Genomic DNA, 23,826 nt, shown 5'->3' on the forward strand with positions numbered 1-23,826 from the left:
AGCTCAGAGAACAACTACCAGCACTTCAGCCGGAACGGCCGCTGAGACCGTCGCCTTCGCCGAGCAGCAGTGCGGCGACCGCTTCCGGGGCCTCATGCATGGCGTCGTGGCCGGTCGGGAGGTCGTGGACCTGCCAACCCGGATCGGCTCGGAGCCGGGTGCGGAGTTCGGCGAACGGCGTCCTGTCCTCCCATCCCGAGCAGTAGACGAACTCCCGGCGGGGGACCTGGGCGTGCCCGCCTGCGAGCCGGATCCCCTGCAGGAACGAGGCGAGGGGATGGGGACGGCGGCGGGGATCGCCGCCGTCCGGCGGTCGGACGGCGTAGCCGGTGGTCGCGGCCCCGGCAGCGAACACTTCCCGGTAGCGCTCGGTCGTCGACGACCAGCACGACTCGCCGTCGCGCGGTACGTAGGCGTCGAGATGCACCAGTCGTGAGACCCGGCCCTCGGCGCGATCGGCGGCGGCGGCGATCACCATCCCGCCGTAGCTGTGGCCGACCAGCGTCGCGCTGGTGACGTGGGCGCGATCGAGGAGCCGCAACACGTCGTCGGCGTGCGTGTCGAGGTTGGCGGTCGCGACCGTCGCGTCGTCGTCGTCCGGCCGCAGACCGGTCAGGGTCAGGGCGTGAACGGCATGACCCGCACGCTCCAGCAGCGGAACCACCGCCTCGAACGACCAGGAGCCGTGCCAGCCGCCGGGCACCAGAACGAACGTCGCCATGCGTTTCTGCCTTCTCTCAAGCCGCGGCATCGAGGCACGCCGCCTCGATGCCATGTGATCCGGTCGGGCGCTCCGCGCGATCGAGGAACGCTCCGCATGAAGGCAGTTTCACCGGAGCAAGGTGTGGCTTGCCACCGATAGGATGCCAACTTATGCCCGTTCGCCGCCAACCTCGCCGGGACGCCGGTGTGACGTCACACCTGTGGCCGTCCGGCGGGCGCCACCTCTGGCCGTCCGGCGAGACGAGCACGGTGCAGTCGCACGCACGGGGACACCTGGTATACGCGGCCAGCGGCGTCCTGGCGGTTCACACCGAGCGCGGCACGTCGATCGTGCCCGCCAACCGGGTCGCCTGGACCCCCGCCGGGTTCACGCACCACCATCGCGCCCACGGCGACACCGACATGCGGATCGTCTTTCTCGCGCCGGCCCTCGCCCGGCTCATACCAGACCATCCCGCAGTGTTCCTGGCCTCCGACCTCGCCCGCGAGATCCTGCTCGCCCTGACCGGCCCCCGCAACTACGACGACGCCGCGCCTGCCTACAGCCGCTCCGCGCGCTCTCGCCTCCTTCGAGTCCTCGTCGACGAACTCCGCGAAGCCCACGAACAGCCACTGCACCTGCCGCAGCCACGGGACGACCGACTGCGGGCCATCGCCCGGATGCTGTACGAGTCGCCGGGAGACAACGCCACGCTGGCCGAACTCGGGAAGACGGTCGGAGCCGGCACCCGCACCCTCAGCCGGCTGTTCCGCGACGAACTCGGCATGACCTTCTACGAGTGGCGCACGCAGCTACGCATCCACCACGCGCTCGTGCTCCTCGCCGACGGCCACGACACCATCCGAACCGCCGGCGCCTGCGGATGGGCCAACCCCAGCAGCTTCATCGCGGCATTCACCAACATCATCGGAACGACCCCGGGCCGCTACCGGGTCAGTCGCCGGACCGCCGCCCGCGCATCGCGGCTCCCCGAACCGCCTGGCCCCTCACCCGGGTGAAGCTGGCACGGTAGGCCGTGGGAGTGAGCCCGACCCGGCCGGCCAGGTGCTTGCGAAGGGAGTCCGCGCTGCCCAGACCGCTCTGCTCCGCCACCTGGTCCATGGGCAGCTCGGTGGTCTCCAGCAGCTCCCTGGCCCGGTCGACGCGCCGGTGCAGCAGCCACTGGAGCGGGCTGAGCCCCGTCTCCGCGTGGAAGCGCCTGGTCAGGGTCCGTACGCTCATCCCGGCGTGACGGGCCAGGTCCGCGAGGGTGAGCGGGCGATCGAGGTGTTCGAGCGCCCAGGCCCGGGTGGGGGCGAGCGACGTGCCGCGGTCGTCGGGCAGCGGGGTCTCGATGAACTGCGCCTGGCCCCCCGGCCGTACGGGAGGGACGACCGCGAGCCGCGCGGCCGTGTTGGCGACCGCCGCGCCGTAGTCGAGCCTGACCAGATGCAGGCACAGGTCGATGGCGGCCGCGGCGCCCGCCGAGGTGAAGATGCCGCCGTCCTCGACGAAGAGCAGGTCGGGCTGGACGTCGACCGAGGGGAAGCGGGCGGCGAGGTCGTCGGCCAGTCCCCAGTGGGTGGTGGCGCGGCACCCGTCCAGCAGGCCGGCCTGGGCCAGGACGAACGCGCCCGTGCAGAGCGAGGCGATGCGCGCGCCGCCGGCCGCGGCCTTCCGCAGGGCGTCGAGGACCTCCGCGGGAGCCTGCTCGCCGCCGCTGCCGACGGCGAGCACCGTGTCGGCGCCCTCCATCACGTCCAGGCCGTCCGTCACCACGATGTCGGGACCCCCCACGGTCGGCACCGTGCCCGGCCGCGCCGTACAGACGCGCACGTCATAGTGGGGGACGTTGTTGAACACCATGAGCGGGATCGAGACGTCGAAGCTGAGCACGGGGGGCACGATTACCGCGGCGACGAGGTGCATGGCCAGATCTTCCGGATAGTTGGCATTCCAGCCACTATGTCACGGGGCCGCGGATCGGCACTGTTGTCCTCATGACATCTCATGTGATCGTGGGTCGCGGGGCTGCCGCGTCGAGGGCCGCTCTGCTGCTCGCCGAGGACGGCGAACGGGTGCGGATGATCAGCCGCACGGGTGGCGGGCCCGACCACCCGCTCGTCGACAAGGTCGCCGCGGACGCGACCGACACCGATCGGCTCACCGAGCTGACCGAGGGGGCGGACACGCTGTTCTCCACCGCCGCGCCGCCGTACCACGCCTGGCCCGAGCAGTTCCCCGCCCTGGCCGGATCCCTGCTCACCGCGGTGAAGCGGACCGGCGTCGCCTACGTCATGCTCGGCAACCTCTACGCCTACGGGCCGGTGGACGGGCCGATCACGCCGGACTTCCCGCTCACCGCGACCGGGCGCAAGAGCCTGGTCAGGGCGCGCATCTGGGAGGAGGCCGCAGCCTCGGGAGTGAAGGTCACCGAGGTGCGGGCCGCCCAGTTCTACGGCGCCGGCGCCTTCTCGGTGTTCAGCCTCATGGTGCAGCGGCAGGTGCTGGAGGGCAGGCCCGTGCTGGTGCCGCAGGAGCTCGACGTGCCGCACAGTTACTCGGCGATCGGCGACACCGCACGCACGCTGGTCGCCGCGAGCCGCCACGAGCAGGCGTACGGCCGGGCCTGGCACGTGCCCACCTCGACGCTGTCGGTACGGGAACTGGCCGGGCGACTCGCCGACCTCTCGGGAGCGCCCGAGCCGCGGATGGAGGAGATGACCGAACGCGACCTGACCTTGCTCGCGTTCACCGAGCCGTTCTGGGCGGAGCTGCACGAAGTGCTCACCAAGCCCGGCCACCCGTTCGTCATCGACTACTCCGAGACCGAGAAGATCCTCGGCGTGAGCGCCACACCGGTCGACGACGTGCTCCGAGAAGTGCTCTAGCTCCGTCACGGCCATGGTGTCCACCGTCAGGGGATCACTGGGCGAAACCGGGCAAGGTCAAGCCCTCGTGGCGGCCCGGGTAGCGGGACAGGAGCCGGGCCTTCCCCGTGGTGACGTCCACCCCGTACGTGCTCGTGTCCCCCTTGGCCCCGTAGGCGATCGTGACCTCGTGGCCGTTCAGCCAGGGACCCGCGCCCATGGCCTGGCCCCCGCCCTTCGGCATGCCGCGCATGGTCACCTTGCGGAGGATCCGGCCGGTCCTGGCGTCGAGCACGGTCAGCCTGTTCCGGGCGAGGTCGTCCGTCGCGGGGGCGGCGCCGTCCCTGCCGAAGGCGACAACCGTGCGACCGTCAGGGGCGGTCTCGCTGAACATGATGAACACGCCGTCGAAGCGCACCGGCCTGCCTCCGCCGGCGACGGGCATCAGCCACAGGTCCGTCTTGATGTACCGGACCAGCTCGGCGACGCCGCCCTTGATGGCGACCGGCTCGTACTTCCCGTTGATCGGCACCGTCCTACCCGTGCGCGTGTCGATCAGCGAGCCGGGCTGCTTGCTGCCCTCGCGCGGGTCGAAGGCCAGGTAACGGCCGTCGTCGGAGACCACGAGCATGGAGCCGACGCCGATCCGGTCCTCCTTCACGGTGGCGGTGGAGATCGTCTTCGCGCCGGTGACCAGGTCGCGCACCACGTGCGCCTGCGCCTGGCGGCTGTAGTACGCGAGCAGGCGCCCGTCCCTGCTGATCGCGACCGGCGTGGTGTCCATTCTCGTGGTCTGGGCCAGCGCCTGCGGCACGCGGTACGTGGTGCCGGCGGCGGTGACCACCCGCCACTCGACGGCGCTGCAGTCCAGATGCCGCTCCGCGTCCACTTCGCAGGAGGTCAGGTACGCGTGGCTGAGCGGTCCCACTCGGCCCTCGGGCAGGTCGTGGACCGTGTCCAGGCGCTGGGGCGTGGCCGGTGGGTTCGCGCCCTGACCCGGCAGCGTCACCACGGCCGTCGTCACGCCCAGGACCACGGCCGTGGCGAGCGCGGCCAGCGCCGTGCCGGTGCGACGCCTGCGACGGTGACCCGCGATGGCCAGGTCGGCCAGGTCCACCAGAGGGGCGTCGTCGGCGATGCCGTTCAGTGCCTCGCGCAGCCGCGTCATGGGGCCACCTCCGCGATCTCGGAGTCGGACAGCAGGTGCGCCAGCTCGGGCGCGTGTTCGCGCAGGCGGGCCAGCGCGTGGTGGGTCTGGCTCTTGACGGTGCCGACGGCACAGCCGAGCACCTCGGCCGTCTGCGCCTCGGTGAGGTCCTCGCGGAAGCGCAGCACGATCACCGCGCGCTGCTTGGGCGTCAGCCTCGCCAGGGCCTGGCGCAGGACCATGCGGTCGAGCGCGGCGTCGTCGTAGGAGACGCCGCGCTCGGGCGGGTCGCCGCTGGGCAGTTCGAGACGCCGCCGACGCTGCCAGGAGATGTACTGGTTGACCAGCGCCTTGCGGGTGTACGCCTCGGGGTTGCCGCCCCGTGACAGCTTGTGCCACTGGCCCACGACGTTGGTCAGGACACTCTGCAGCAGGTCCTCGGCGAGGTGGGCGTCGCCCGTCAGCAGGTACGCGGTGCGCATGAGCGCCTGCTGGCGGGCGAGCACGAACTCGCGGAAGCCGTCGTGACGATCCAAGGTGGGACTCCTCTCGCCCGTTGCCAACGCGATCGGCGGGGCGAAAGGTTGCAGGACTTCTTACCTTTCGAGATCGACGGTGAAGGCGTCGAAGGCGGCGTGTCCCGCCGGGGCGTCCCCGTGGGAGGCGGCGAACAGCCCGAGCACCGCACCCACCCACCGGCCCTGCGTGGCGTGGAACGGCTCGCCGATCTCGCGCAGGCCGTCCCCGGTGTCGGCCAGGAACGTGACCACCGCGCCCTGCCCGACACGCGCGCCCAGGGTGACGGCCACGCCCTCGGGCACGGGCACCGGCGCGGAGCCCGCGCACACCACGGCGGGCCCGTCCTGCGTCGACTCGACCGCCACGTACGCGGAGGTGCGGCCGACCACGGCCAGGCCCGCCCGGCCCTCGCCGTGCAGGGTGACCTGGGTGACGACCGTGCAGGGCTCGCCGGGGAGCCGCTGGGTGAGGACTGCCGGGCGTTCCCACAGGTCCGCGGGGCCCGGCACGCAGGTGAGCCGGAGTGTCCCGTCGCGCAGCTCCCACCAGGACGGGTCGGGGTTGGCCTGCCAGCTCCACTGCGGGCCGAGGCCGGGCCCGGCGAAGTCGTCGGACGTGGCCGGCGCGGCCGGCTCCCCGCCCGGCACGGGCACGGGCCCGCCCGGCACCGGGACGCCGTCCGCGCCCATGACCGGCCAGCCGTCCCGCCACTCCATGGGCTGCAGGTGCACGACCCGGCCGTACGGGCCGCGGTCCTGGAAGTGCATGAACCAGTGCTCACCGGACGGGGTGTCCACCCAGCCGCCCTGGTGCGGGCCGTTGACGTCGGTGCCGCCCTGCTCCAGCACGATCCGGTCCTCGTACGGTCCGAAGATCGACCGGGACCGGAACACCGACTGCCAGCCCGTCGCCACGCCGCCGGCCGGGGCGAAGACCCAGTAGTGGCCGTCGTGCCGGTACAGCTTCGGGCCCTCCAGCGTGCGGTAGCCGGGCAGCAGGTCGGCGTCGATGACGATCGCGCCCTCGTCGAGCACCCGGCTCGCGTCGGGCGCCATGCGGTGCAGCGTGAGCCGGTTGCTGATCCCCGCCCGGCTCTTCGCCCAGGCGTGCACCAGGTACGCCTGGCCGTCCTCGTCCCACAGCGGACACGGGTCGATGAGGCCGAGACCCGGCTTGACCAGGTGCGGCTCGCTCCACGGACCCCGCGGGTCCTCGGCGTTGACCTGGTGGATCCCCACGTCGGGGTCCCCGTAGAAGATCCAGAAGCGGCCGTCGTGGTGGCGCAGCGAGGGCGCCCACACGCCGCAGCCGGGACGCACCTCGTCGTGGCCGGCGGTCACGGCGTGCCCGATGATCGTCCAGTTGACCAGGTCGCGCGAGTGCAGGATCGGCAGGCCCGGGACCTTGGTGAAGGTGGAGGCGGTCAGGTAGAAGTCGTCGCCCACGCGGATCACGTCGGGGTCCGACCAGTCGGCGTTGAGCACGGGGTTGCGGTAGGTGTCGGCGGGGTCCAGGGGCACGGTGGATCTCTCCTGGTCGATCAACATGTTGTCTCAGGGACTCTATCTGCAACCGGTTGCAGAAACCATCCTCCAATGTCCGGGTCAGGACGGCCGAAAGCACGCCGTCACCGGCGCCCGACCCGCCAGTCTTCGCCCGAGCAGACGGCCTGACCCTCGCAACCGTTTCCAAAGCCCCTCCCGGGGGGAGCGGCCCTAGGCTGGAGTCCTTGGGGCCCGGACACGGAGACCCGGACAGGGGAGACTCGGACAGGGAGACACGAGAGCATGGCGGCTGGCGACGGCGACGGTTGGGCGGAGTGCGGACGAGGTCACCGGCACTGGGGACTGCACGGCGCCTCCGGGCTGCTCGCCGTCCACCATGACCAGGCCGGCGTGCCGTACGTGCTCATGCAGAAGCGCTCGTGGTGGAGCCACCACGGCGGCACATGGGGCCTGCCGGGAGGCGCGCTCGACAGCCACGAGGACGCCGTCGCCGGCGCGCTGCGCGAGGCCCGCGAGGAGGCCGCGCTCCCGGCCGACGCGCTGCGGATCAAGGGCGTGTACATGGATGACCACGGCGGATGGGCGTTCGAGACGGTGATCGCCGAGTCGGCCGAGCTGCTGCCCGCCGTCCCCACCAACGGGGAGAGCGACGAGCTGCGCTGGGTGCGCCTGCCGGAGATCACCGAGCTGCGGCTGCACCCCGGGTTCGCGGAGACCTGGCAGGAGGTGCGGCAGGAGCTGCGGCCCGAGACGCTCGTCCTCGACGTGGCGAACATCGTGGGCGCCCAGGCCGAGCACGGCTGGTGGAACGACCGGCTCGGCGCCGCCACCCGGCTGCTCGGCGAGGTGTCACGGCTGGCGCCGGCCCACCCCGTGCTGGAGCGGTGGTACCCCCGGATCGTGGCCGTCGTGGAGGGGGCCGCCCGCGAGGTTCCGGACGTGGCGGGCATCCAGGTGGTGGCCGCCACCGGCAGCGGCGACGACGCCGTCGTGGAGGTCGTACGGCGGGCACGGCCGTGGGAGCGGGTGCTCGTCGTGACCGCCGACCGGGGCCTGAAGGAGCGCGTCACCGAGCTCGGCGCCACCACCCAGGGCCCCAGGTGGCTGCTGTCGCAGCTCACCGGCTAGGACCCCGCCGGTCCGGTACCCCGGCGCCACGGCAGCCGCTAAGGTGGTGTGCGCACTGGAGGGTTCGCATAGTGGACGAGTGCAGCCGCCTTGAAAGCGGCCAGGTCAGCGATGGCCTCGTGGGTTCGAATCCCACACCCTCCGCTCGGCTCCGGCTCCCCCCGGCGGCCTAGTCCCGCCCCGGGGCCGCCGCCGGCTCCCGCATCCCCGCGAAGCCGTCGCCCACGTACGCCGCGAGCTGCAGGAAAGCGTCGCGCGTGCCCTCCTGCAACCGGTCCAGGTCGATCTCCGCGCCCTCCTCCAGATGCGGGTCGTACGGCACCCGGATCACGGCGCGGCAGCGGGCGGCGAAGTGGGCCTCCAGCTTGTTGAGGTCGACGGCCGACTTCGTCCGCGGCCGGACGCTGCACAGCACCACGGTCGCGTCCCGTACCAGGTCGCCGTAGTGGTGCGCCTCCAGCCAGTCGAGCGTGGCCGAAGCGGCCCGCGCGCCGTCCACCGACGGCGAGCTGACCAGCACGATCTGGTCGGCCAGGCCGAGCACGCCGCCCATGGCGGAGTGCAGCAGGCCGGTACCGCAGTCGGTGATGCAGATGGAGTAGAAGTTCTCCAGCACCTGCGAGACGGACTGGTAGTCCGCGCCGCTGAACGCCTCCGACACCGACGGGTCCCGGTCGGAGGCCAGCACCTCCAGCCGCGACGGCGCCTGCGAGGTGAAGGCCCTGATGTCCACGTACCTCTTGACCTGGTCACGCTCGTTGAGCAGGTCGCGGACCGTCGCCGACGTCTCCAGCACCAGCTTGTCGGACAGCGTGCCGCGGTCGGGGTTGGCGTCCACGGCGATGACGCGGTCGCCGCGCGTCTGGGCGAGCGTCGCGCCGAGGCCGACCGTGGTCGTGGTCTTGCCGACGCCGCCCTTCAGGCTGAGCACGGCCACGCGGTGGTGGCCCGTGGCGACCGGGGTGCGGGCCCTGGCCAGCAGCTCGCGACGGCGGCGCACCTCCGGCGGCTCACCCGGCTTGATCCAGCCGCCCGACGCCTTGTACACCAGGCGCCGCCAGCCCTTGGAGGGGGCGTTGCGGCGGCCGCGGAGCAGCGTCTCGGGGTCGAGGCTCTCGGCGGTCGGCTTGCCGGTGACGGGCGGGCGCGGGGAGGCGGTGAAGACGGGGACGGGCGCGGGGCGGCTCGGCCTGCGCACCGGCGGCGCGGGCTCCGGCGCCGGGGTCGGCGGGGCTGCGGGGGCCACGGGCGGCTGGGCCTGAGAGGCGCGCTGCCGTGCGGGCGGCTCGGGGAACTCGGGCGGCTCCGGACGGTCCAGCCCCCTGCCGTGGGCACCGCCGGCCAGGGGGTGCGGGACCGTGTCGTACGTGCGCCGGCCCGCGTCATGCCGGCCCGCGTCATGCCTGCCCACGTCGTGTGGGCCCGTGTCGTGCCGGCCCGTGTCGTGCGGGCGGGGGTCTGGCGTGGCCTGGAGGGCTTCCTGGGCGCCGAACGCGGGCGGGTGGGTGAGTGGCCTGCCCTCGGCGGGCGCGGCGGACCGCTGGTCGTCGTGCGCCACGGCCTCCCCGAAGAGCGGCTCGGCGTCCCCGAAGGGCGGCTCGGCGTCCTCGGGCCGGTCCGTCGCTGCGCCGGAGCTCGCGTGGTCGGAGCGGGCGTCGCCGGTGCGGGTGTCCTCGGGCCGGGTCTCGTCCTCACCGGGCGCGGTCTCCGCGGCCCGCGCCTCCTCGGACTGCCGCGTCTCGGGCTGCCTCGCATCGGGCTGCCGGGTCTCGGACTGCCGGGTCTCGGACTGCTGCGCATCGGACGGCCACACGACGGGCGGCCGTACGTCCGGCGAGGTCGTGTCCGGGGAGCCCAGGTCCTCCCGTACCTCCGAGGGCTGTGAGTCGAAGGCGTTGAAGCGCTCAGGCGGGAGCGGCCACTCCAGCGGCTCCGACCAGGCCGTGCGCTCGTCGGCCGCGCGTCCCGCCGTGGCAGTCGGGTCGTCGCCGTCCCGCACCGGCCGCAGCTGGGGCAGCGAGGGGTACGTCTCGCCGTCGTCGGCCCGGGGCAGCGGCTTGAGCGGCTCCAGGAACGCCTCGTCCGGCCGTCCGGCCCCGGCCGCCGCCGGGTCGTCCCGTTCGTCCCGTTCGTCCCCCCGCCTCGCGTCGAACGGCGCCGCGGGCGTCTCGAACGCCGACGGCTCACCGAACGCGCCTGTCCGCCCCGGCTGGTCGTACGCGGACGGCTGAGCGGGCGCGGGCGGCTGCTCGGGCGTGGGCGGCTGGTCGAAGGAGGACGGCTGCTCGAAGGAGGACGGCTGGTCGAAGGGCGACGGCGGCTGGAGCCACTGGGTCGAGGCGTCATCCTCCCGCCCCGCCTCATCCTCCCCGGCGCCGGAGTCCACCGCGTCCGGGTTCGAGCTGTACATCGACCCGGCGGCGGCCCGGAACAGCGGCTGCGGCGGTACGTCCGGCGGCGTCACCGACCGCCAGGGGTCCTGAGGGTACGGCGAAGCGGACGGCTCGTCGGCGGAGCCGGTGGAGCCGGCCGGTACGGACGCCTCCTCCGACTCCTTGATCGCGTCGAGCCAGGCAAGCTGCTCCTCGAGCGATTCCTCGCGGTCGTGTCTCGCCACCGTGGTCCCCCTCGGGTGGGTGTAAAGGGGCAGCAAATCTTCTGAAGATTAACGCCAGGTGTTCCCATGGTCGCAGCCAACCCACAACTTCTTTGCCCGGTTACGGTGGTGACATGCGAGCCATCGAGATCGCCCGGCCGGGCGGCCCAGAGGTCCTGGAGTGGCGTGAGGTGCCTGATCCGCGTCCCGAGCAGGGCCAGGTCGTCATCGAGGTGACCGCCGCCGGGGTCAACAGAGCGGACGTGCTCCAGCGAAACGGTTTCTACGACCCGCCGCCGGGCGCCCCGCCGTACCCGGGCCTGGAGGTCTCAGGCGTGGTGGCGGAGGTCGGCGCGGGCGTGCCGGGGTTCGAGTCCGGTGACCGGGTGTGCGCGCTGCTGGCCGGCGGCGGCTACGCCGAGCGGGTGGCCGTGCCGTGGGAGCAGGTGATGCCGGCGCCCGAGGGCCTGCCCCTGGACGAGGCGGCGGCGCTGCCGGAGGTCGCCTGCACGGTGTGGTCCAACGTGTTCATGCTGGCGCGGCTGCGCAAGGGCGAGACGCTGCTGGTCCACGGCGGGGCCAGCGGGATCGGGACGTTCGCCGTCCAGCTCGCCAAGGCGCTCGGCTCGCGGGTGGTGACCACGGCCGGCACCGACGCCAAGCTGGCGCGGCTGCGGGAGCTGGGCGCCGACGAGACCGTCAACTACCGCGAGCAGGACTTCTCCGACCTCGTGCGGGCCGACGTGATCCTCGACATCATCGGCGCCCGCTACCTGGCCGGCAACCTCCGGGCGCTCAACACCGGAGGACGCCTGGTGATCATCGCCCTCCAGGGCGGCGCCAAGGCCGAGATCGACCTCGGGCTCCTCCTCACCAAGCGGGCGGCCGTCCACGGCACGACGCTGCGCTCCCGCCCCGCCGAGGAGAAGGGCGTCATCGTGCGCAGCGTCGTGGACAACGTCTGGCCGCTGGTCGCCGCCGGGGCGCTGCGTCCCGTGGTGCACGCGCGGGTGCCGATGAGCGACGCGGCCGAGGCGCACCGCATCCTGGATTCCGGGGAACACATCGGCAAGATCCTGCTAGTACGGTGAAACCTATGAGTGCTGAGGACAACAACACCTCTCGCATCGTGGTGGTCGGGCCAGACTTCCAGGGGCAGAGCGACAGTGGGGAAGAGGAGCGCTCGGTCACCAACCTGGTCGAGCAGCCCGCCAAGGTCATGCGCATCGGCAGCATGATCAGGCAGCTCCTGGAGGAGGTCCGCGCGGCGCCGCTGGACGACGCCAGCCGCAAGCGGCTGAAGGACATCCACCAGTCCTCGATCAAGGAGCTGGAGGACGGCCTGGCGCCCGAGCTGGTGGACGAGCTGGAGCGGCTGTCCCTGCCCTTCACCGACGACAACGGCACGCCGCCGAGCGACGCGGAGCTCCGCATCGCCCACGCGCAGCTCGTCGGCTGGCTGGAGGGGCTGTTCCACGGGATCCAGACCACGCTGTTCGCGCAGCAGATGGCCGCTCGGGCCCAGCTGGAGCAGATGCGCAGGGCGCTGCCCGGCGTACCGCACGGCGAGGAGCACCGCCCGCCGGGCGGCTCCGGCCCCTACCTGTAGTCGCGGGAGGGCGGCCCGTAGAGCTCCTCGAGCACGCGGGCCACGCCGTGGTCGTCGTTGGCCGCGGTCACGTGGTCGACCGCGGCCAGGACGGCCGGATGCGCGTTGGCGACGGCGTACGAGGTGCCTGCCCAGCTCAGCATGGGCAGGTCATTCGGCATGTCGCCGAACGCCACGACCTCCGAGGGTTTGATCTCGTGCCGCTCCGCCAGCACGGCCAGCGCCGTGGCCTTGGTCACACCGTGAGCGCTCATCTCGACGAGGCTGCGGCCGCTGGAGTGCGTGGCGGTCACCAGGTGCCCCACGAGCTCGTGGACGGTCTCGTGGAGCGCGTCGGGGTCCATGTGGGGGTGCAGGGCCAGCAGCTTGGCACAGGGCTGCGAGGTCAGCGTGCGGATGCCGACGCGCAGCCCGGCGACGGCCTTGCTGTCCCAGCCGCCGAGTGGAAATTCGGACTCATGCGCAAATCCCCCCTCATACTCGACCGAAAATGCGAGTTCGGGCACGTTCGCTCTTAGCTGAGCGACGACTTGTTCCAGCACATCGGCCGCGATCAGGTGAGATTCGACTATGCGTTCCGTATGCAGGTCGTAGATCAGGGCGCCGTTCGCACAGATTGCCAGCCCGCGGTGACGGAGCGCACCCGCCACTCCGCTCATCCACCGGGGCGGCCGCCCGGTGACGAACACGAGCATGGCGCCCGCCTCTTCGACCCTCGCGAAGGCCGCAGCCGTCCGGGGAGAGACGGTTCCGTCAGCGCGCAGGGCGGTGCCGTCGAGGTCAGTGGCCACAAGACGCGGCGCGGGGAGACTCTGCATAACACGTTCCAGTTTGCCGGGTGATGCCGCCGGCGAGAAATCTTCCCAGAGACGGGAACACCAACGCGCCAGAATGGTGTTAGATGTGGTGGCGTTGTATTAGCTGATCCCGTAGTGAAAACCAGCATGACTTTGTCTGAGCCACCCCGGGGTGCTTGCTGTACGACACACCGGGACTCGCGAGGTGCGGGTCCCATAGATTCACATCCTGAGGGAGAGCTTTTATGGCTCAGGGAACCGTCAAGTGGTTCAACGCCGAGAAGGGCTTCGGCTTCATCGCCCCGGACGGCGGTGCGCCGGACGTGTTCGTGCACTTCTCTGAGATCGTCGGCAACGGCTACCGCAGCCTTGAAGACGGCCAGCGGGTCGAGTTCGAGATCACGCAGGGACAGAAGGGGCCGCAGGCCTCCCAGGTCCGTGCCATCTGACCTGTAGCAGCGAGTCAGGCCGGGGTCCGCGTCCAGCGGGCTTCCGGCCTTTCGCGTTCCAGAGGCCCGTACGGGCCTCGTACGGCCGCCGAGAAGGACAAGGGCCCGGCGACCCCCGCAAGGGGTCTCCGAGCCCTCTCAAGGCCGCGTACGGCCTACTTCTCGGCGGTCCGGGCCGGCCTACTTCTTGGCGGGCTCCAGGACGTCGAGGCCGACGTACGGGCGCAGGGCCTCCGGCACCACGACCGAGCCGTCGGCCTGCTGGTGGTTCTCCAGGATGGCGACGATCCAGCGCGTGGTGGCCAGGGTGCCGTTGAGCGTGGCCACGTGCTGCGGCTTGCCGTCCTTGTCGCGGAAGCGCACCCCCAGCCGGCGGGCCTGGAACTCCGTGCAGTTGGAGGTCGAGGTCAGCTCCCGGTAGCGGCCCTGGGTGGGGATCCACGCCTCGCAGTCGAACTTGCGCGCCGCCGACATGCCGAGGTCGCCCGCCGCCGTGTCGATGATCCGGTAGGGCACCTCCACCGCGTCGAGCATCTCCTTCTCCCAGGCCAGCAGCCGCTGGTGCTCCTCGTGCGCCTCCTCCGGCCGTACGTAGGAGAACATCTCCACCTTGTCGAACTGGTGGACGCGGATGATGCCCCGCGTGTCCTTGCCGTACGAGCCGGCCTCGCGGCGGAAGCAGGACGACCAGCCCGCGTAGCGCAGCGGCAGCTCGTCGCCGCCGAGGATCTCCTGGGCGTGGTAGCCCGCCAGCGCCACCTCGGAGGTGCCGACCAGGTAGAGGTCGTCCTCGGGAAGGCGGTAGATCTCCTTGTCGTGGGCCACGTGGAAGCCGGTGCCCTGCATGGTCTCCGGCTTGACCAGCACCGGAGTGATCATGGGGGTGAAGCCGGCGGCGATGGCCTGCTGCATCGCCATGTTGAGCAGGCCGAGCTGGAGCCGGGCGCCGACGCCCTTGAGGAAGAAGAACCGCGAGCCGGACACCTTGGCGCCCCGCTCCATGTCGATCGCGTCGAGCAGCTCGCCGATCTCCAGGTGGTCCTTCGGCTCGAAGTCGAACCGGCGCGGCTCGCCGTGGGTCTCCAGCACGACGTAGTCGTCCTCGCCGCCGTGCGGCGCGCCCTCCTCGACGAGGTTGGGCACCGTCTGCATGAGCTCGTCGAGCTCGCCGCCCAGCCGCTCGGCCTCCGACTCGGCGGCCTTGACCGCGCTCGCCAGCTCCTTGGCCCGGGTCAGCAGCGCAGCCTTCTCCTCGCCCTGCGCCTTCGACACCGACTTGCCGAAACTCTTCTGCTCGGCGCGCAGCGACTCGAAGCCGGTCAGCGCGGAGCGCCGGCGCTCATCGAGGTCGAGCAGCGTGTCGACGACGGCGTCGTCCTCACCGCGGGCACGCTGCGACGCCCGGAGCCGGTCGGGGTCCTCACGAAGGGTACGCAGGTCAATCACAAGGAAAGGCTACCGGCGCGGGACGTCTCCTCGCCCCTCGATTCCCGGACGTCGCCGCTGCGGCCCGTCAGACCTCGCCGGAGCGGATCCGGGCCAGCCAGCCGCCCGCCTCGGCGAACTCCTCGTCGGCCGTGCCCCGCTTGACCCGGGGCACGACGCCGTCGGCCCGCGGATAGCTGCCGAGGAAGCGCACCTCGTCGCAGATCCGGTGGAGCCCGGAGATGGCCTCGCCGACCCGGGCGTCGGCGACATGGCCCTCGAAGTCGAAGTGGAAGAAGTAGCGGCCGATGCCGTCGCCGGTGGGCCGCGACTCGATGCGGGTCAGGTTGACGCCGCGCACGGAGAACTCGGTCAGCATCTCCAGCAGCGCGCCCGGGTGGTCGTCGGCGAGGAAGACGACGAGCGTGGTGCGGTCGGACCCGGTCGGCCCGGGCAGCGGACCGCCGGGACGGGCCACCTTGACGAACCTCGTCACCGTGTCGGTGCGGTCCCCGATGTCGCCGGCCAGCTCCACCAGGTTGTAGTGCTCGCCCGCGATGCGCGCCGCGATCGCCGCGTCGTACGGCGAGCTGGGCAGCGACACCTCCTGGGCCGCGGCGGCCGTCGAGGGCGCCGCCACCACCACCGCGTCGGGCAGCTCCCGGGAGAGGAACGCGCGGCACTGGGTGATGGCCGCGGGATGGGTGTAGACGCGCTTGATGCGCGGGATCTCCGTGCCGGGCCGGGCCAGCAGCGAGAAGCGCACCGGCAGCAGCAGCTCGGCGTTGATCAGGAGAGGCTCGCCCCAGGCGAACTCGTCCAGCGTCGTGGTGATCGCCCCCTCGACGGAGTTCTCCAGCGGCACGACGGCGCCGTCGGCCTCGCCGCTGCGCGCGGCGGCCAGCGCGGCGCTCACGGTCGGGCAGGGCAGACGCTCGGCGCCGGGATCCAGGAGCCGCAGGGCTTCCTCGGTGAAGGTTCCCTCGGGCCCGAGATAGGCGAGTCTGGGCATGGCTACAGGGTATCCGCAGCTTGTCGAGGTGCGCGCGGCTTCGCCGCGACTGATCCCAGCCCGAGCCTGGCCGCCCGCACCGCCTGCTCCTCCTCCGGCGACAGCGGCTGCTCGCCCCTGCCGCCCACCACGCGCCGCACGTACGTGCGGCTCTCGGAGCAGCCGTTGATGGAGGTCAGCACGATGCCGTCGCCCAGACCGTTGATCATCGCGACCGAGAACGACAGCTCGCCCGCCATCTTCTCCAGGGCGTCGTACCGGCACACGGCCACGTCCCGGATGGCCAGCAGGTCCCCTCGGGCGGCCGACGCCTGCCGTACGAGCATGCGGCGGCAGTCCTCGATCTCCTCCCGAGCCCGCCGGAGAGCCAGGTAGCCCATGACCACGCCGCCCGTCGCGGCGGCGGCGCACATCCCCACGGCAATCAGCACGCTACCGAGGGTAATGGGCGGCCAAGGCGCCTGGCGAGGGCTCGGCCGCCCTCCGCTTCGGCAGCCAGGCCGCCAGCAGCCAGACCAGGGCCAGCGCGCCCAGTCCGTACCCGTTCTGCACGATCTTCCCCAGGACGGGGCTCAGCACCGGGATCTCGGCCGCCTTCAGCGACACGCCCCACCAGGGGATCGGCAGCACGTAGTACAGCCACACCCCGGCCGCCACGCGCAGCCGTACCGGATCGCGGCCGTCGCCCACGAGCGCGCCCAGCACCACGACCACCCAGGCCAGATGGTGGATCCACGCGACGGGCGACAGCAGCACCGCCATCAGCCCCACCAGCGCCACGGCGGTGACGTGGTCGTCCGCCCGGTACGCCTCACGGGCGGCGCGGAACCCGTACCAGGCGACCACGGCCACGACCGCCACCCACAGGACCGACGTCAGCGTGTCGTTCAGATACAGGCGGATCAGCATGCCGCGGACGGACTGGTTGGTGGTGCCGGCGTTCGAGCCGAGACGTTCGGGGTCGAGGAGCGCCGAGAACCAGAAGCCGGCCGCGTCCCGGGGGATCACCGCGAACGGCAGCAACGTGAGGAGCCCCGTCACGAACGACGCCATGAACAGCGTCCGCCACTGCCTCGTGACCAGCAGGTACACCAGGAAGACGCCGGGGGTGAGCTTGACCGCGGTCGCCACCCCGATCAGGAACCCGCGCGGCCACCACGGCCGCCGCGCCACGCAGTCGGCCAGGCACAGCGCCACCAGCATGATGTCCACCTGCCCGAACCGGACCTGGTCGCGGATCGGCATCACATACGTGCACGCCACCATCAGGAACGCGAACACCCACGGGCCGTGCTTCCCGAGCGCTCCGACAAGCGCCTTACGGAAGGAGTACCCCACGGTCACTGCCAGCGCCACGAAGATCCCGGCCGTCCACACCCACTGGGCCGTCCCCCACGACATCTCGGCCAGCGCCACGGCCAGCATCGCCGCGACGGGCGGATAGGTGAACGGGAGCAGTTGGGGGGCGGGGGTGGAGAAGTCGTACACGGCGCGGCCGTCCAGGAGCATCTGTCCGCCGGTACGGTAAACATCGAGGTCGACGAGGCGCTGGTCGTCGGGGTTCGTCAGCCAGTGCAGCACCAGGGGAGCCACGGCCCACGCCACGACGACCGCCGCCACGGCCCACGCCCACCACTGCCGCCGGAGCACCGGCGTCTCGCCACCTGTCACGGTGTGGGAGGTTACCGTGGCTGTTGCCGATCGAGGGTCAGACACCGGGGGTCCCGTACATGCCGCACGCCAGCTTCAGCGCGCCCTCACACCCCCGCACGCCCCTGGCCCCTCTCCCGCCCCGGCGGTCGCCTTCCCTGCCTGACCGCTCGGCAGCGTCGTCGTCTCCCACCCCCATGTCTCCTTCCCCCTCGCTGACGGCTGGTTCCCCCTCGCTCACGCCTCCTTCCCGCTCGCTGACGGCTCCTTCCCCCTCGCTCATGTCTCCTTCGTCCGCGCTCACGCCTCCTTCGTCCGCGACTCTGCGGATGGTCCTCGCGCGGCTCGCCGGTCGGTCGTTGACCCGCGCACTCGCCCTCGTCGCGAGCGCCGTCCTCGCCACTTCCGCCACGACGACCCCCGCAGCCGCGACCACAGTCGCAGCCTCCGCGACCACGAGCGGACCCTCACCGCTGCACGCCCTCCAGCCCATCGCCCACACCCCGACCGGCCGAGCCGGCCAACTGACCGGCAGGGTGGCCCTCATCGGCGTCCCCGGCCTGGAGTGGAGCGACCTCGACGCTTCCCGAACCCCCAACCTGTGGAAGCTCGTCGGACGAGCAGGCTCGGCGTCCCTGTCCACGCGCGCCGTCCCGCCCCCGGACCGTGGCGTCACGTGCCCCCTGGCAGGGTGGCTGACCGTCTCGGCGGGCCAGCGAGCCGGTACGGCCGAGCGCGGCTGTCCCGCCCTGCCCACGCCGCAGCGGAACGGCGACGGCGCCACCGTCCCCGGCTGGGCGGCGCTGGCCGCTCTCCAGGCGGACACGGGCTACGACGCGCAGCTCGGCACGCTCGGTCAGCTGGTGACCGACGGAGGGGGCCGGGTCGCGGCCATCGGTCCGGGAGCGGCCATCGCCGCCGCCAACAAGGCGGGAAATATCGCCACATACGCCGACACCCCGGAAGCCCTGCCGGACCCGTCCTCCTACCACCTGATCGTGCAGGACGTCTCCCCCCTGGCCGAAGCGTGGTCCCGCCAGCCCCTCGACGAGTACGGCGTGCCGTCGCCCATGCCGACAGCCACGAGACGGGCGGCCGTCGCGGAGGCCGACCGGCGCATCGGCACCCTCCTGACCCGGCTGCCGTCCGACACGACGATCCTGGTGGCGGGCATCTCCGACGTCACCCCGAACGCCCACCTCCACGTCGCCCTCGCCACCGGCCCGGCCCCGGCCGACCGACCAGCCCCCACCAACGAGCCGACCGCAACCCCACCCTCCAGCGACCAGCCTTCCGGCGGGAAGCAGCCCGGCCGGGAGCAGCCCGGCGGAGAGCAGCATCCCGGCGAGGAGCAGCCTTCGGGAGGGAAGCATCCCGGCGGGGACCAGCCTTCCGGCGCGGACGAGCCCTCCGGCGCGGACGAGCCCTCCGGCGCGGACGAGCCCTCCGGCGGGGAGCAGTACCGTCACGGTCACCTCACCGCCACCTCCACACGTCAGGACGCCCTGGTCACGATCACCGACCTGACGGCCACGGCGATCGCGACACTCGGGCTCGAACCTCCGCGTCAGGTCGTCGGCCGCGCCTGGCAGAACGACGGCCCCGCCCCGGCCGCACCGGCCGAGACGGTCGCGGAGCTGGCGGACGCCGACCTGGCCAGCCAGGTGCTCCGCGATGTGCGTGGACCGTTCTTCGCCGTGTTCGTCTCGGTGCAACTGGCCTTCTACGCCTTCGCCGCGCTCGCCCTCCGCCGCCGCCGCAAGTCCCCCGGCACCCGAGGCCAGGCCCTCACCACCGACGCCCCCCAGCAGCCCAACGGAACGGACACCTCCCCGACCCTCCCCACACCCCTCCAGGCCACCCCGGCGGCGCCCCACGGGGCCGGCGCCACAGCGCAGAAGGCCGAACTGCCCACGGAGAACACACCAGCAGCGGACGCCCCAACAGAGACGACACCGATGGGAGCTCCCCCGGCCATCACACCGGAGACAGACACCTCCACACGAACAACCCCGCTGACAGGCAGCCCAGCAGAAACGACACCGACGGCGGACGTCCCGGCAGGGACCGCATCAGCGGCGGACGTCCCGGCGGGGGCCGCATCAGCGGCGGACGTCCCGGCGGGGGCCGCATCAGCCGGCGTACCTTCGGAAGTCGCGGCGGGTGGCGGGCCTGGTGGGGGCGCCAGGAGGGATGTCGCAGGGGAGTCGCGGCTGCTGACCACCGTGCAGGTTGTGGCGGTGGTCAGTGGGGCCATCGCCGTCTCCACGTTCCTGGCGCAGCTTGTGCCCTGGTGGAGCCTGCCCACGCCGATGGCGGCCCTGATCGTCACCATTCTCGGCATCGCCCTGTTGATCAGCGGGGTGGCGTTCGCCGGGCCGTGGCGGGGGCACGTGCTCGGGCCGCTCACCGTCGTCGCGGCCGTCACGTCGGTGGCTCTGCTCGCGGACGTGATGACCGGCTCCACGCTGCAGGTGAACGCCGTCACCGGCTACGAGCCCGTCACCGGCGGCCGGTTCTACGGGTTCAGCAACATAGCCTTCGCCGTCTACTCGACCGGAACCATCCTCGGGCTCGCCGGGGTCGCCCAGTGGCTGCTGGGCAAGGGCGCGCCGCGAATCGTGACGCTGCTGGTCTGCGCCGCGTACGGCGGCCTGGCGGTCTTCGCCGACGGGTGGCCCGCATGGGGCGCGGACTTCGGAGGCGTGCCCGCCTTCGTGATCGGACTGGCGGTCTTCCTCATCATGCTCTCCGGTCGCCGGGTCTCCATCGTCAAGCTGCTGCTGGTGGCGCTCGGGGGCGCCGCGCTGATCGGCGCCATCGCGGTCTTCGACTGGCTACGGCCCGCGACGCAGCGAACCCATCTGGGCAACTTCGTCCAGCAGATCATCGACGGCCAGGCATGGACCGTGGTCGGCCGGAAGTTCGGCGCCATGATCGGCGTCACCGTCGGGAACTGGTCGCTGACGCTGCTCTCCGTGGTGGCGCTCGCCTTCCTGTTCCTGGTGCTGGACCGCCCGTCGCGCTGGGGCGCGTCGGCGCTCGGCCAGGCGTACGCGCTCGCGCCCGCCCTCCGCGCCGGGCTGTTCGGGGCGTTGACGTGCGCGTTCATCGGCTTTCTCATCAACGACTCGGGGATCGCCATCCCGGCCATGGCGCTCACGGTGGCGGTACCGCTGTCGCTCGCCGCTTCCGTACGGGCCCTGCGGATCTCCGGGCCCACCACACCAGGGCCACCGTCAGAGCCAGCAGCATCCACGGAACCACCTGCGGCCTCACCACGGCCCTGAGCCAGTCGAGGTCGGCCGGCAGGCTGATCACCCGCGCCGGCAGGTAGGCCAGCGACAGCACCAGCAGGTGCACGACGAGGAAACCGTCGAAGGCCGTGGCCGCCACCAGCGTGAGCAACGCGAACGCCATCCCGTCGTACCAGGGCAGGACGTACGGCGTCGCGAACACGTACGCGGCGACCAGCACCGCGGACACCACCTCGGCCGGCGGCCCGCCGGCCGGGTTGCCGGTCGTCGGCGATCCGGACGGGGTGAGGCGGGGAGACAGGCGGAACAGCGACCAGGCGATGAGGGCGAGGACGAGCAGGGAACCGATCTGGATCTCACCTCGGTAGGCGCTCCCCTCGCCCACCAGCGTCTGCAGCCAGCCCTGGACGAGCTTCCAGTACGAGGCGTGTGAGATCGCCTTGCTGGTGCGGGTCACGGGGCTGATGGCGTCCGTGCCCACGATGGCGTACCCGGCGACCACCACGGCCAGGGCCGCCCCGGCCATCAGCGCCAGTCGTCCCGGGCGGCGCCGCAGCTCCCACGCGGGGCCCAGGGCGACCAGTCCCGCGTTGACCTTGATCGCCACCCCGAGGCCGAGCAGCGGCCCTGATCGCAGCGGACGGCCGCGCGCCAGGAGGGCTGCGATCATGCAGGCGACGGCCAGCGTGTCCACATGCATGCCGGCGACGAGCTGGTACAGCAGGAGCGGGTTGGCCGTCCACAGGAGGGCTGCCCGCAGTCGTCCGGCGGGGTCGTGCCGGGTGAAACGGTCGATCAGGAGAGCTGTCGCGATGAACGCGGCGGAATTGAGCAGGCCCAGGACGAAGATCGTCAGCTTTAGCGAGTCGCCACCGACCCAGCTGGCCAACGCCTGCGCGCCCGTCGCGACCGGGCCGTAGACGCTGGGCTCCTCGCGCCACGGATCCTCCACCGCCTTGGCGATGGGGTCGGCGGGAAGATCGACCGCGCCGTGGGTGTACGGGTCGACGCCGAGAACCACCATGCGGCCGTACGCGGCGTAGTTGAGATGATCGCCGGAGCCGGAGGGTGGCAGGAAGGCGAGCAGACCGGCGGCGACGCAACCGATGAGGACGAGCAGCCGGGCCGGCGGCAGGCCGTGATCGCCACGGCGGAGAGGGCGCTCTCGCGGGTGTTCGGGCGGTTGGCGCGGTGTTGCCGGATGTGGGCCGGTGCGGGGTGTAGTGGTTCGTGGTGGGCCTGAAGGCTCCGGGGTGGTGCCGTCGGGTAGCCGGTGGGGCGGTGAGATGTGGTCAGCGGGCGGGTTGTGGTCGAACGCGCCGTGGTCTGAGGTGATGCGTCCCACCGCGCTGTGGTCCGAGGCGAGGTGGCCCAGGGTGCTGCGGTGTGGCTTTGGGTGATCTGCGGCGTTTCGGGGGGTGGAGGGTGGCTGGGTCGGGTGGTCATTCGAGTGGGAGGCAGCTCGGCGGGTGGCGGTCAGGCCCGCCAGGAGGCCCAGGCCGCCGAGGAGGACGGCGGCCACGGCCATGGCGATCACGAGATGGGGATCGGGCCGGACGTCCAGGGAGAACGGCGGTGTCCAGGCCGGGCCGCCGAGGGCCGGGACCATGGCGGACGGGCCGAGGACGCCGATGGCGATCGTCAGCAGGATCGACGCGACGATCGCGATCGTGGCAGCCCTCGGAAGCCGGTGGCTCGGCTTTCCGCTCTCGTTCTCCGGAGTCACCCGCAAATTCCAGCACACCGGGCCGAGCACCCAGGTCGTCTGTCCCCAGGCTGTGGATAACTTCGCGTTTCTGGTGGATGAAGGGGTGGGGATTGTGCCGGAGGGGTGGCTGGAAAGGCCCGGATCGGGTTTCGGACGGACAGTGGGGTGAGTTTCGGTCGTATCCGAGCTCGTTCTTGAGCGCCGGGCGAGCTGCGTCGGGCGAGCTGCGCCGGCGAGCTCCGCCGGCGAGCTCCGCCGGGCGAGCTCCGCCGGTGAGCTGCGCCGGGTAGACCGCGCGTGCGGTACGTCAGGACATGTCTGGACAGCGAGGCGGCCCGAAATAGGGCCGGTCATTCGGCAGATGCGCCCGTACCCGCGTCCTGGGATCAGCCGTGCGGGCGTGCCCGCGCCGATGGGCGAGGGAGACGGCGCGGGAGCCTGGGCCTTGCCCGTAAGGGTGGGGCCGGACGGGTTGCCGGGCCGGCTCCGGGCCGTCTCGGCGTTCGGGACAAGGCGACGGCACACGGGGCGGCCGAAAGGTGATTCGTAGGGGAATCCGCGGGGTGTGGAGGGTGGTGAGAGGGATCGACCGGGTTTGCGTGGAGCCGGTCAGCGGTTGGGGCGGAGTTTGTTGAGGTTTTGGGTGATTAGGGGCTCGCGGGTCGCCAGGGCGAGTGCCACGTCGCGGAGTTGACGGGCGCGGTGAAGCTGGGCGCGCCAGTCCGTGCCCGTCGCGCGGTGGCTCATCTCCACCTCGACCTCCACCACGCGGAACCCCTTGCGCAGCAGGTCGATGGTGAGCCCCGTCTCCACCCCGAACCCGTGGGCCAGTGGCCTGGCCGCCTCGAAGGCGTCGCGGGTGAGGCAGCGCTGGCCGTTGAGGGGCTGGGTGGCCGTGAACCCGGTGGCGCGGCGGATGCCGTCACGCGACAGCCGGACGACCATGCCGTGGCCGCCGAGCTTGACGCGCGCGGCGAAGACCGCGATGGACATGTCGGCCGTGCCCTCGCGGATCGGGGTGATCAGGGCGGCCGCCGCGCCGGCGGTCTCGCCGAGGTCGGCGTCCAGGAACAGTAAGTGGCGCGGGGTGTCGCCGTCGAGCAGGCGTACGGCTTCCGCGCCCGTCTCCATGGCGGCGGCCTTGCCGCGGTTGCGGCTGTGGCGCACCACTCGGGCGCCCGCCGCGCGCGCCGCCTTGCCGGTCTGGTCGGACGATCCGTCGTCGACGACCACGACCAGGTCGACCCCCGGGAGGGCCAGGGAGGCGGTGACGGTGGCGCCGATGCGTCTCGCTTCGTCCTTGGCCGGGATGATGACCGCCGTGTCGCCGCTCACCTCGCCTCACCGACAGAGGTGAGGGCGGGGATGCGGGTCCCCGCCAAGCCGGGCGCGGTCATCCGGTGCGGGCCGGGAGCGTGGGTCCGGCCCGCGTCGATCGCGGAAGCCCGTGT

19 protein-coding genes, 1 tRNA gene and 1 pseudogene are annotated in these 23,826 nt (G+C 72.2%); 8 read left to right on the top strand and 13 right to left on the bottom strand.

From position 1 onward, the window contains the following. Positions 1–25 precede the first annotated feature (25 nt). Complete coding sequence (locus ABZS51_RS01505) at positions 26–721, bottom strand: alpha/beta hydrolase family protein (RefSeq protein ID WP_355434691.1); 696 nt, start codon at positions 719–721, stop codon at positions 26–28. A 188-nt stretch (positions 722–909) separates the two neighbouring features. On the opposite strand from ABZS51_RS01505, the gene ABZS51_RS01510 reads away from it, so the two are divergent. Then, positions 910–1,722 carry a helix-turn-helix transcriptional regulator gene (locus tag ABZS51_RS01510; protein WP_355434694.1) on the top strand — a complete coding sequence of 271 codons (813 nt, stop codon included), beginning with the start codon at positions 910–912 and terminating at the stop codon, positions 1,720–1,722. Here ABZS51_RS01510 and ABZS51_RS01515 read toward each other — a convergent pair. Next, positions 1,658–2,632: a helix-turn-helix domain-containing protein gene (locus ABZS51_RS01515; RefSeq protein ID WP_355434696.1), complete on the bottom strand. Its 975-nt coding sequence runs from the start codon at positions 2,630–2,632 to the stop codon at positions 1,658–1,660. The genes ABZS51_RS01510 and ABZS51_RS01515 overlap by 65 nt on opposite strands. A gap of 71 nt (positions 2,633–2,703) precedes the next feature. Between ABZS51_RS01515 and ABZS51_RS01520 the strand changes: the two genes are divergently transcribed. Beyond that, complete coding sequence (locus ABZS51_RS01520) at positions 2,704–3,594, top strand: NAD-dependent epimerase/dehydratase family protein (RefSeq protein ID WP_355434698.1); 891 nt, start codon at positions 2,704–2,706, stop codon at positions 3,592–3,594. Positions 3,595–3,628: 34 nt separating this feature from the next. Here ABZS51_RS01520 and ABZS51_RS01525 read toward each other — a convergent pair whose 3' ends face one another. From ABZS51_RS01525 to ABZS51_RS01535, 3 genes are read right to left on the bottom strand one after another with little or no spacing between them, the layout of a single operon-like run. Further along, positions 3,629–4,741, bottom strand: coding sequence for a hypothetical protein (locus ABZS51_RS01525; RefSeq protein WP_355434700.1), 1,113 nt, complete (start codon positions 4,739–4,741; stop codon positions 3,629–3,631). Then, positions 4,738–5,256, bottom strand: coding sequence for a SigE family RNA polymerase sigma factor (locus ABZS51_RS01530; RefSeq protein ID WP_310707593.1), 519 nt, complete (start codon positions 5,254–5,256; stop codon positions 4,738–4,740). Before ABZS51_RS01530 ends, ABZS51_RS01525 begins: the two co-directional genes overlap by 4 nt. A 60-nt stretch (positions 5,257–5,316) precedes the next feature. Further along, positions 5,317–6,786 (bottom strand): glycoside hydrolase 43 family protein, encoded by a 1,470-nt coding sequence (locus ABZS51_RS01535; protein ID WP_355434703.1) that lies wholly within the window; start codon positions 6,784–6,786, stop codon positions 5,317–5,319. A gap of 240 nt (positions 6,787–7,026) precedes the next feature. Between ABZS51_RS01535 and ABZS51_RS01540 the strand changes: the two genes are divergently transcribed. Both ABZS51_RS01540 and ABZS51_RS01545 read left to right on the top strand, forming a co-directional pair. Then, positions 7,027–7,872, top strand: coding sequence for an NUDIX domain-containing protein (locus ABZS51_RS01540; protein WP_355434705.1), 846 nt, complete (start codon positions 7,027–7,029; stop codon positions 7,870–7,872). A gap of 57 nt (positions 7,873–7,929) precedes the next feature. After that, positions 7,930–8,016 (top strand) — tRNA-Ser (locus tag ABZS51_RS01545). A gap of 25 nt (positions 8,017–8,041) precedes the next feature. On the opposite strand, the gene ABZS51_RS01550 is transcribed toward ABZS51_RS01545, so the two are convergent. Beyond that, complete coding sequence (locus tag ABZS51_RS01550) at positions 8,042–10,489, bottom strand: AAA family ATPase (protein WP_355434708.1); 2,448 nt, start codon at positions 10,487–10,489, stop codon at positions 8,042–8,044. A gap of 113 nt (positions 10,490–10,602) precedes the next feature. Here ABZS51_RS01550 and ABZS51_RS01555 point away from each other — a divergent pair, with 113 nt between their 5' ends. Both ABZS51_RS01555 and ABZS51_RS01560 read left to right on the top strand, forming a co-directional pair. Beyond that, the gene (locus ABZS51_RS01555) at positions 10,603–11,559 is read left to right on the top strand and encodes an NAD(P)H-quinone oxidoreductase (protein ID WP_355434712.1); all 957 of its coding nucleotides are present in this window, start codon (positions 10,603–10,605) and stop codon (positions 11,557–11,559) included. 5 nt (positions 11,560–11,564) lie between these two features. Then, positions 11,565–12,077: a bacterial proteasome activator family protein gene (locus ABZS51_RS01560; RefSeq protein ID WP_355434715.1), complete on the top strand. Its 513-nt coding sequence runs from the start codon at positions 11,565–11,567 to the stop codon at positions 12,075–12,077. On the opposite strand, the gene ABZS51_RS01565 is transcribed toward ABZS51_RS01560, so the two are convergent. Continuing rightward, positions 12,068–12,895: an HAD family hydrolase gene (locus tag ABZS51_RS01565; RefSeq protein ID WP_355434718.1), complete on the bottom strand. Its 828-nt coding sequence runs from the start codon at positions 12,893–12,895 to the stop codon at positions 12,068–12,070. The genes ABZS51_RS01560 and ABZS51_RS01565 overlap by 10 nt on opposite strands. Positions 12,896–13,119: 224 nt before the next feature. On the opposite strand from ABZS51_RS01565, the gene ABZS51_RS01570 reads away from it, so the two are divergent. Next, positions 13,120–13,323, top strand: a complete 204-nt coding sequence (locus ABZS51_RS01570) for a cold-shock protein (RefSeq protein WP_043619750.1) — start codon at positions 13,120–13,122, stop codon at positions 13,321–13,323. 180 nt (positions 13,324–13,503) lie between these two features. Here the strand turns inward: ABZS51_RS01570 and serS are convergent, their stop codons facing one another. The 4 genes from serS to ABZS51_RS01590 form a co-directional block, all read right to left on the bottom strand. Further along, a complete protein-coding gene (gene serS, locus ABZS51_RS01575; protein ID WP_355434721.1) occupies positions 13,504–14,769 on the bottom strand; it encodes a serine--tRNA ligase in 1,266 nt (421 codons plus the stop codon). 67 nt (positions 14,770–14,836) lie between these two features. Then, positions 14,837–15,760 (bottom strand): prephenate dehydratase, encoded by a 924-nt coding sequence (gene pheA, locus ABZS51_RS01580; protein WP_310707601.1) that lies wholly within the window; start codon positions 15,758–15,760, stop codon positions 14,837–14,839. A gap of 2 nt (positions 15,761–15,762) precedes the next feature. Next, positions 15,763–16,191 (bottom strand): DUF4446 family protein, encoded by a 429-nt coding sequence (locus ABZS51_RS01585; RefSeq protein WP_355434724.1) that lies wholly within the window; start codon positions 16,189–16,191, stop codon positions 15,763–15,765. Position 16,192: 1 nt separating this feature from the next. Continuing rightward, positions 16,193–17,431: a glycosyltransferase 87 family protein gene (locus tag ABZS51_RS01590; RefSeq protein WP_310707603.1), complete on the bottom strand. Its 1,239-nt coding sequence runs from the start codon at positions 17,429–17,431 to the stop codon at positions 16,193–16,195. Positions 17,432–17,769: 338 nt separating this feature from the next. On the opposite strand from ABZS51_RS01590, the gene ABZS51_RS01595 reads away from it, so the two are divergent. Next, positions 17,770–20,700, top strand: coding sequence for a hypothetical protein (locus ABZS51_RS01595; protein ID WP_355434727.1), 2,931 nt, complete (start codon positions 17,770–17,772; stop codon positions 20,698–20,700). A 634-nt stretch (positions 20,701–21,334) separates the two neighbouring features. Here ABZS51_RS01595 and mptB read toward each other — a convergent pair. Next, positions 21,335–22,729: pseudogene (mptB, locus tag ABZS51_RS01600) on the bottom strand (polyprenol phosphomannose-dependent alpha 1,6 mannosyltransferase MptB); the annotation flags it as partial. A 255-nt stretch (positions 22,730–22,984) separates the two neighbouring features. Further along, on the bottom strand, positions 22,985–23,710 hold the full coding sequence (locus ABZS51_RS01605; protein WP_355434730.1) for a glycosyltransferase: 726 nt from the start codon (positions 23,708–23,710) through the stop codon (positions 22,985–22,987). Positions 23,711–23,826: the final 116 nt, after the last annotated feature.

The organism is Nonomuraea sp. NPDC005501 (assembly GCF_040605905.1).
GTDB lineage: Bacteria > Actinomycetota > Actinomycetes > Streptosporangiales > Streptosporangiaceae > Nonomuraea.